Raw genomic sequence first — 8690 nt, 5'->3', positions numbered from 1 at the left:
GGCCCGTTGGTCAAGGGGTTAAGACACCTCCCTTTCACGGAGGTAACAGGGGTTCGAATCCCCTACGGGTCACCATATTAGAGCCATTAGCTCAGTTGGTAGAGCACCTGACTTTTAATCAGGGTGTCGTAGGTTCGAGTCCTACATGGCTCACCAGTTTCTTACATGACAGTCTGTACATTAATTTGTACAGACTTTTTTGTTATATATGAGGAATTTTAAAATAAATGTTTATAGAAATCCCTGTATTTATTAGATTTGGCAATACGGTTACTAGAATTCTGGTAAAATAGTAGGATTGGGTATTTGTATTCCTAACTAAGATAAAGAGACACTCAAACATTTGAATCGGCTTGTATTTGAACTTACTGAGTATTTAATCTCTCTAATAATCAGAATATTTTACCACTAATTTATTTCTAAAAAAAGTTTGCATTTCAATATTGAACGTGATATATTAATACATGTCCTCGAAAGACGATATCAATGAAAGAAAGAGCATGATGAAGTATTCGAGAGATATTTGAAGATATGCGGACATAGCTCAGTGGTAGAGTATCGCCTTGCCAAGGCGAGGGTCGCGGGTTCGAATCCCGTTGTCCGCTCCAGAATATGCGCCCTTAGCTCAGCTGGATAGAGCGTTTGACTACGAATCAAAAGGTCAGGAGTTCGAATCTCTTAGGGCGCGCCATTTAATCTTTATAAGCCGGTGTGGCGGAATTGGCAGACGCGCGCGACTCAAAATCGTGAGGGAAACCGTGAAGGTTCGAGTCCTTTCACCGGCACCACTAATATGTTCGGGATGTAGCTCAGCTTGGTAGAGCACTTGGTTTGGGACCAAGGGGTCGCATGTTCAAATCGTGTCATCCCGACCAGTATTATGAGAGACCGTTGGTTAATAGCCAACGGTTTTTGCTATTTTATTTTCAATTAGACGGAATTCGTATAGATCTCCCCTTTCTTTGGCAACACTAGAAAAAAAGAAGAATGAAGGGGATTTCATCTATGGCTGATGGAGATCGCATTGTTTCACGGTTTTCATTTCGCATGAGACAGTTAAAGAAGAAGTTAAAGCGATGGAGAAGGCCGTTATGGGCATTAGGAGCAATTCTATTCATTGTTGGTTTATTGACAATTGGTACGATGTTGAGCGAACAAGTGAAACAGTGGAGTGAATTATCCAGTGAGTCTGTTTCTACTCTCGCATCCGTTTCAGATACGAATATAGACAATACTATGGATGCTTCTAACCGTACTTCTACAAGTGATTGGCGTAAGGAGCAGATAGCTCAGCTATTTGGAACTTCCAAAGGCAACCTTTCTGTGATACATCGGAAGCAGTATATATGCGGTACTGAAGATCGCTATCTAGGACAACAGTCACGTGAGGTTGTTAGTGAACTGTTAGATGAGAACAGCAGGTGGGAACCGACTATTGACCATGCACAGCAAGTTATTTTAGTAGAGCGGATTGATGATTTGTCTGAGACGTGCAAACGTTCAGCTCAAATGGGAATGGATATAGAGGGGAACTTATCACTATATGATGGTGCTCCGAGTGAAGAACGAGTCATTAGAACCTTTTTCCAAATTGATATTGAGTCTATGGAAAGTGCACTGCCTCCACAAGTGCTAAAACAGCTTAAAAATGGGATACGTATAAGTGACAGGGACGAATACATTAGTGTGTTATCTACGTTTAGTGATTTTGCGGTAGAAGATACCAGAAAAGTTATGAAACCAACGGTATCGCCCTAACGTATTAATTGAATATGGTAGTATAAGTAGGACGCCGTAACCGACGTCCTTCTTTTTTTGTGATGAATTTGGTTTCTCATGGGTATTACGCACGCAACAGTATTAGCTAAATAAAGAAATGGATAATGCCTGAGAAGTTAACAAACGATAAAGAAAAGATGTCGGTTATGGATCACATATATAGAAAGGGGTATGGTATACCATGGAACTTTTACTCATGTTACTTATCATCTTGGTATCCACCAAGCTGGCTGGCGACTTAACTGTACGTTTGGGACAACCAAGTGTATTAGGTAAATTGCTTGTTGGTATTATTATTGGTCCAGCCGTTCTTGGATGGGTTACTGATGGCGATCTTATTAAGCAAATGGCCGAGATCGGCGTAATTTTGCTGATGTTTATCGCGGGGCTAGAAACCGATCTGGATCAGTTAAAACGCAACTGGAAATCAGCGTTTGCTGTAGCGATTGGTGGAATTATTTTACCGTTTATTGGAGGTTATCTAGGAGGGATATCGTTTGGTCTGGACAACACTCAAGCGATGTTCATCGGTCTGTTGCTATGTGCAACGTCCGTTAGTATTTCTGTCCAAACGCTGAAGGATATGAATAAACTTAGTTCGCGTGAAGGTACAACCATATTAGGTGCTGCAGTAGTTGACGACGTAATTGTCGTTATTATGCTTGCCTTTATGCTTAGCTTCTTGGGCGGAGGTACAGATACTTCTTTAGGCTTGATGATTGGTAAGAAGGTTCTGTTCTTCGTAGGTGCTTTCGTACTTGGTGTGTTCGCAGTACCGAAGGTCATGAAGTGGCTGTCGCCGCTGAAGGTATCCGAAGCCGTCATTAGTGCAGCGCTTATTATTTGCTTCTTCTTCTCCTATATGGCAGATTTCTTAGGGGTTGCTAACATTATCGGTGCGTTTGCTGCTGGTATTGCTATTTCTCAAACGAAATTCAAGCATGAAGTGGAGCATCGCTTGGAGCCGATTGCGTATGCGATCTTTGTTCCTATATTCTTTGTAAGCGTAGGTTTGAATGTTACATTTGAAGGCCTAGGCGAGCATATGTGGTTTATTATTGTCTTCACCATTATTGCAATTCTAACGAAGTTGATTGGCAGTGGTCTTGGTGCACGATTGACTGGATTTGATCGCAAAAGTTCAATCGGTATTGGTGCGGGAATGGTTTCTCGTGGTGAAGTAGCTCTTATTATTGCAACGACTGGGCTAGCAGGCAACTTGTTTGATATTCAGTATTTCACACCAATTGTCATTGTTGTTATTATGACAACGTTGGTAACACCACCGTTCTTGAAGATAGCATTTAAGGACAAGCCATCTAAGAACGATGAAGTGGTTGAAGTTTCGTAATAATTGCATAACGACTTAAGGTGCATTCTCTCCCTTACGATCTGTGTTATAATAGGTTGAACACATATGTTCGCTATATGATACAGATGTCGATAAGGGAGAGATTTTTTTGCGTATTTTAGGGATTGACCCCGGTATCGCCATCGTTGGATTCGGATTCATAGATAAGATCGGAAGCCGTCTAACACCGGTGCAATATGGCTCTATCCAGACAGAGTCTACAACAGCTCCTGAAATACGGCTCCTTCAAGTATACGAAGCGACAGAGAAACTGCTTGATCAATACAAGCCTGATGCTATGGGGATTGAGAAGCTGTTCTTTAATCGCAATGTAACGACTGCATTTACAGTTGGGCAAGCTCGAGGGGTTATCATACTGGCAGCTGCCAAGCGGGGGATTCCTATTGCAGAGTATACTCCTATGCAGGTGAAACAGGCTGTAGTTGGTTATGGTGGAGCTGAGAAGAAGCAGGTTCAGGAGATGGTGCGGCTTCTACTCAAGTTGAAGACGGTACCGAAGCCTGACGATGTGGCGGATGCCCTAGCGGTGGCTATTTGCCATGCCCACTCTAGCGGCCTCTATCAACAATTGAATGGAGCAGGATTGAGATGATAGATTATGTTCGCGGCCCAGTGGCCCATATGGAATCAGATTACGTAGTTATTGATGTAAATGGTATTGGCTATCGTGTATTGTGCCCCAATCCTTATTTATTTGGGAAAACAGATGGAGAAGTAACGGTTTACACGCATCATCATGTACGTGAAGATGCTATGCTTCTATTTGGTTTCTCATCAAGGGAAGAACAGCGTTTGTTTCGTAAGTTAATCGAGGTAAATGGTGTTGGCCCTAAAGTTGCGATAGGCATATTGGCAGGCAGTCGTCCAGAGGCACTTGTAATGGCTATTCAACAAGAAAATGTAACTTTCTTAACGAAACTGCCGGGCATAGGGAAGAAGACGGCTCAACGCATTGTACTTGACTTGAAGGACAAACTTGATCATATTGGTCTAGACTTCACGTCTGGGCAAGGACTATTTGAGGATGCACCAGTGATCTTGGATGGAGATGTGCACCCATCATGGGGTGAGGCTCGTGAAGCTTTGAAAGCTCTGGGCTATAGAGATGTTGAGCTTGATCGAGCATGGGAACAGCTGAAACATCGTATTCATGCGGATGAAGCTGTGGATTCATTAATGAAGAAAGCACTAAAAGAATTGTTAGTAGTGTAATAAAGATGGTTAATGGCAGGAGAGGCGGTACATGATGGACGATCGTATTATTTCGGCCAACTTTATGATGGAAGATCAGGCGGTGGAGCTCAGCCTTAGACCGCGTTACTTAGCAGAATATATTGGGCAGAGCCAAGTAAAGGAAAATCTTAAAATATACATCGAAGCAGCAAAAATGCGTAAGGAAGCTTTGGATCATGTATTGTTGTATGGACCTCCTGGACTTGGTAAGACGACGCTGTCAACGATTATTGCAAATGAGCTTGGTGTGAACATACGAACGACTTCAGGACCAGCTATTGAGCGCCCAGGAGACTTGGCGGCTATTCTCACCAATTTACAAGAAGGGGACGTACTCTTCATTGACGAAATCCATCGTTTGCATCGCACGGTTGAAGAGGTGCTTTATCCTGCGATGGAAGATTACGCGCTTGATATTATTATAGGTAAGGGACCTAGCGCACGTTCGGTTCGCTTGGATTTGCCAAAGTTTACGCTGATTGGTGCCACTACTCGTGCTGGTTTATTGTCAGCGCCATTGCGTGATCGGTTTGGTGTCGTTAGCCGATTAGAGTATTACACGACAGACGAGCTTAGCTTCATTATTTCAAGAGCTGCTGATATTCTTGGTGTTGAGATTATGGGGCAAGCTGCTCGTGAGCTTGCCGTCCGTTCTAGGGGAACACCGCGTATTGCGAATCGTTTGTTGAAGCGGGTGCGAGATTTCGCTCAGGTAAAAGGCGATGGCATGATTACCGAGTCGCTGGCGTGCGAGGCATTAGAGATGATTCAAGTAGACCCGGTGGGCTTGGATCAGATTGATCATAAGATGCTGCGTTCCATGATTATGCAGTTCCGTGGTGGACCTGTTGGTCTGGACACAATCGCAGCAACGATTGGGGAAGAAAGTCAAACGATTGAAGACGTTTATGAGCCCTATTTGCTGCAGATCGGATTTTTGCAACGGACACCGAGAGGGCGTATTGCTACGCCGCAAGCGTATGCGCATCTAGGCATTCCAATGCCAGATAATCGATCGTAATGGATGAATACAATCGTAGTTGTAAGATTGAAAAAAGAAGGTAAAGTCATGGGAGACTTGGGGAAGGATGATTAACTAGCATGAAAGTACGGAAGAAGCTTGCACGTGCTGCTGTATCAGCAGTTGTTGCAAGTGCATTGCTATGGAATGGAGTAGCTGTCCCTGTATTGGAAACAGGGACTAGCTATGCAGCAGGAGCAAAAGCAACGGATAGAAACAAGGTGGCAGTCGAGCAACCTGTTCTAGATGATAAGAAGCAGCAGGATGAAGCCATTCGTGTAGCACTGTTTGCGAACTTGGGCAGTAAGTCTCCTGGTCGGACGGACGCTGTAACGTTAACAACGACGACAAACTTAACGGCATCCATGCGTGGTGCAGCTTCGACAACTAGCCTTAATACGTCATCTGCTAAATTTGCACTTGATCAGTATCGAGTCAAAGTGATGGAGACGAAGGATCTGGCGGGAGCAGAACGTGCGCTGGCCAAAGTAAAGCAAAGCAACAAGGCTTATATGCTAGAATTTAAAAGGCAGGGTGCTAACCATTATGCTGTATACGCTGGCGGCTATGCAACTGAAGCAGAAGCAGCTAAAGCAACTGCACGCTTGCAAGCGGATGCAAGCCTTAAGACATTGCTGCAAGGAAATGTCCCTAGTACAGTTGGCCCTAACTATGTACAAACGGGTACATATGCTACGTATGAGCAGGCAGCCGCGGTGCAACAAAAATTACTGGACCAGCAATTTGATGCGTATGTAACAACCATTCAAAGTGCAGGTACACTTCATACTGCTGTATGGGTAGGACAAACGGCAACAGAAGCACAATTATCCAGCATCAAGGCTGGAATTGAACAGAAGCTTTCTATAAAGGCAACGATTCCTCAAGCGACTGCTGCACTTATCCATGCAACCGAGCTTAATGGTAAGCAGGTGATACAACGATCTCACGTTTACGGGGATGGCAAATGGATGATCGAGCCTGCTAACGGAGGGACGACCAAAGTTACAGAGCGTTTTGGACGTACATACCGTGGGCTAATGGAAGTTAGCAAGCATAATAACGAACTTGCTTTGGTAAATGAGCTGCCTTTAGAGCAATATCTCGTTTCGGTAGTGGGTGGCGAAGTGTACCATACGTGGCCAGCTGAAGCCTTAAAGGCACAAGCTGTAGCAGCACGCACTTTCGCGCTCTATCAAAATGGCAAGTTTGAGATCGCTAACGTAGTAGATACAACGTTAAGTCAAGCTTACTATGGTATTGATAAAGAAAAGCCATCGATTCAGGCAGCAGTAGAGGCAACAGCAGGTGAAGTGCTTATGTATAATGGCAAGCTGATTGAAGCAATCTTCAACTCTAATGCAGGCGGAATGACGGCTCATCCCTCGGAAGTATGGGGTGGTAACTACGGTTATTTCCATGCAGTAGAAAGTCCTGATCATGTTGCGCAAAAGGGCTTGAAGTCATGGTATTACGTAGCAATGCCAAATGGTAAAGTTGGTTACGTAAGAGAAGATACCGTAAATAAGCTTCCACAGAAGGAGCTTGGTAGCTTAGAAATAGCAGTTGCAGTAGAAAATGGCACGAACGTTCGGCCGAATCCAACGATTCAATCGAGTGTAAAGCCCGTGGCTACAATTAATAAAGGAACTCAACTTGTTATATTAGATACAGTAGCTGAATCTAACGAGTATACTTGGGTACGGGGCCCATATACAAGTGCTCAACTTACAGAGATGATTCGTAAAGTTTCTAAGGTAACTTGGAAAGGGTCTTTAACTGAATTGGAAGTAGTTAAACGCGGTCCGTCTGGACGAGCTATGGAAATTCACGCTAACGGTGTGCCGCTCGAAGTAAAATATCCTGACCAGTTCCGCACCGTATTTGGCAGTCTCCCGAGTACACTTTTTGATATTGAAATGACTAGTGTATTTAAAGTAACGGGAGCTGACGGCAAAACATCTACGGTACACGGAATTAATGGACAGTACGCAGTTAGTGGAACGGGAGAAGGGGCTATGCCTTTATCCAAGAACACTATCGTATTGGATGGTGGCGGAAAAGCATCAGTTATTTCTGAAGAACCATTGTTCTTCTTCCATGGTAAAGGATTCGGGCATGGTGTCGGGATGTCCCAATGGGGTTCCAAAGGGCTTGCTGATAAAGGGTATGACTATGAGCAAATTCTGAAATACTACTATAATAATGTTGAGTTAGTGACACGATAGGACGGACAATTATGAATGTGGACTTATTTGATTTTCATTTGCCAGAGAACTTAATCGCACAAACACCCCTGCTCGATCGTACTGCTTCTAGGCTCCTAACCTTGAACCGTAATGGCTGTGAGCTGGAGCATCATTCGTTCGCAGAAATTACACAGTATTTAAAGCCAGGCGACTTGCTTGTACTTAATAATACGCGTGTCATTCCTGCTCGTTTATTCGGCGTAAAGCCGGATACGGGGGCTAAGGTTGAAGTGCTGCTGCTGAAGCAAGAGCAAGATAATTGCTGGGAAGCACTTGTAAAGCCAGCGAAGCGAATGAAGCTGGGTGCAGTTGTTCAATTCGGAGATGAGCTGAAAGCTGTCGTTACAGAAGAGCGCGATATGGGAGCACGTGTACTGCGTTTTGAGTATGAAGGCATTTTTCAAGAAATTCTAGATCGGTTGGGGGAAATGCCTCTTCCGCCTTACATTAAAGAACAGCTTTCGGATCGAGAGCGTTATCAGACGGTATATGCGAAGCATGAGGGTTCGGCAGCGGCACCAACGGCTGGTCTTCACTTTACTACCGAGCTCTTAGATGAGATCCAACAGCAAGGTGTGCGAATCGCTTATGTAACGCTGCATGTGGGATTGGGAACATTTCGTCCAATGAGTGCGGAACGAACAGAAGACCATGTGATGCATGCTGAGTACTATGAGGTTTCTGGAGAAACGGCAGCGCTTATACGTGAGACGAAGCAGCAAGGCGGACGTGTTGTCGCTGTAGGTACGACATCAGCACGTACATTGGAGACAGCTGCACAACAGCATTCGAACCAAGAGCTGCAAGCGTGCAGCGGCTGGACCGATATTTTTATTTATCCGGGTTACGAGTTCCAACTTGTAGATGCGTTGTTAACGAACTTCCATTTGCCTAAGTCTACACTTGTGATGTTAGTAAGTGCCCTAGCAGGTAGAGAATGCATTCTTAAGGCTTATGAAGAAGCGATTAAAGAACAGTATCGATTCTTCAGCTTCGGAGATGCAATGTTCATTTATAAATAATTATAGTTGAAATT

7 protein-coding genes and 6 tRNA genes are annotated in these 8690 nt (G+C 44.2%); all 13 read left to right on the top strand.

Annotated elements, in window-relative coordinates; genetic code table 11:
- The 13 genes from H580_RS0118335 (at position 1) to queA (ending at position 8676) form a co-directional block, all read left to right on the top strand.
- Positions 1 to 75: transfer RNA gene (locus H580_RS0118335), tRNA-Glu, on the top strand.
- Positions 76 to 80: 5 nt separating this feature from the next.
- A tRNA-Lys gene (locus H580_RS0118330) sits at positions 81 to 156 on the top strand.
- Between the two features lie 377 nt (positions 157 to 533).
- Positions 534 to 608 (top strand) — tRNA-Gly (locus tag H580_RS0118325).
- Positions 609 to 614: 6 nt separating this feature from the next.
- Positions 615 to 691, top strand: a tRNA-Arg gene (locus tag H580_RS0118320).
- 14 nt (positions 692 to 705) lie between these two features.
- Positions 706 to 788 (top strand) — tRNA-Leu (locus H580_RS0118315).
- A gap of 10 nt (positions 789 to 798) precedes the next feature.
- A tRNA-Pro gene (locus tag H580_RS0118310) sits at positions 799 to 875 on the top strand.
- A gap of 130 nt (positions 876 to 1005) precedes the next feature.
- Complete coding sequence (locus H580_RS0118305; RefSeq protein WP_028596081.1) at positions 1006 to 1758, top strand: BofC C-terminal domain-containing protein; 753 nt, start codon at positions 1006 to 1008, stop codon at positions 1756 to 1758.
- 202 nt (positions 1759 to 1960) lie between these two features.
- Positions 1961 to 3130 (top strand): cation:proton antiporter, encoded by a 1170-nt coding sequence (locus tag H580_RS0118300; RefSeq protein WP_028596080.1) that lies wholly within the window; start codon positions 1961 to 1963, stop codon positions 3128 to 3130.
- A 109-nt stretch (positions 3131 to 3239) separates the two neighbouring features.
- The gene (ruvC, locus tag H580_RS0118295) at positions 3240 to 3743 is read left to right on the top strand and encodes a crossover junction endodeoxyribonuclease RuvC (RefSeq protein WP_028596079.1); all 504 of its coding nucleotides are present in this window, start codon (positions 3240 to 3242) and stop codon (positions 3741 to 3743) included.
- On the top strand, positions 3740 to 4363 hold the full coding sequence (gene ruvA, locus H580_RS0118290; protein ID WP_028596078.1) for a Holliday junction branch migration protein RuvA: 624 nt from the start codon (positions 3740 to 3742) through the stop codon (positions 4361 to 4363). The genes ruvC and ruvA overlap by 4 nt, the downstream gene beginning before the upstream one ends.
- Positions 4364 to 4397: 34 nt before the next feature.
- Positions 4398 to 5405 (top strand): Holliday junction branch migration DNA helicase RuvB, encoded by a 1008-nt coding sequence (gene ruvB, locus H580_RS0118285; protein WP_028596077.1) that lies wholly within the window; start codon positions 4398 to 4400, stop codon positions 5403 to 5405.
- Positions 5406 to 5485: 80 nt separating this feature from the next.
- Complete coding sequence (locus H580_RS0118280; RefSeq protein WP_028596076.1) at positions 5486 to 7633, top strand: SpoIID/LytB domain-containing protein; 2148 nt, start codon at positions 5486 to 5488, stop codon at positions 7631 to 7633.
- 11 nt (positions 7634 to 7644) lie between these two features.
- Positions 7645 to 8676: a tRNA preQ1(34) S-adenosylmethionine ribosyltransferase-isomerase QueA gene (gene queA / locus H580_RS0118275; RefSeq protein WP_028596075.1), complete on the top strand. Its 1032-nt coding sequence runs from the start codon at positions 7645 to 7647 to the stop codon at positions 8674 to 8676.
- Positions 8677 to 8690: the final 14 nt, after the last annotated feature.

Source organism: Paenibacillus assamensis DSM 18201 (assembly GCF_000422445.1).
GTDB classification, from domain to species: domain Bacteria; phylum Bacillota; class Bacilli; order Paenibacillales; family Paenibacillaceae; genus Paenibacillus_B; species Paenibacillus_B assamensis.
This window is presented reverse-complemented; position numbering and strand designations above follow the sequence as displayed.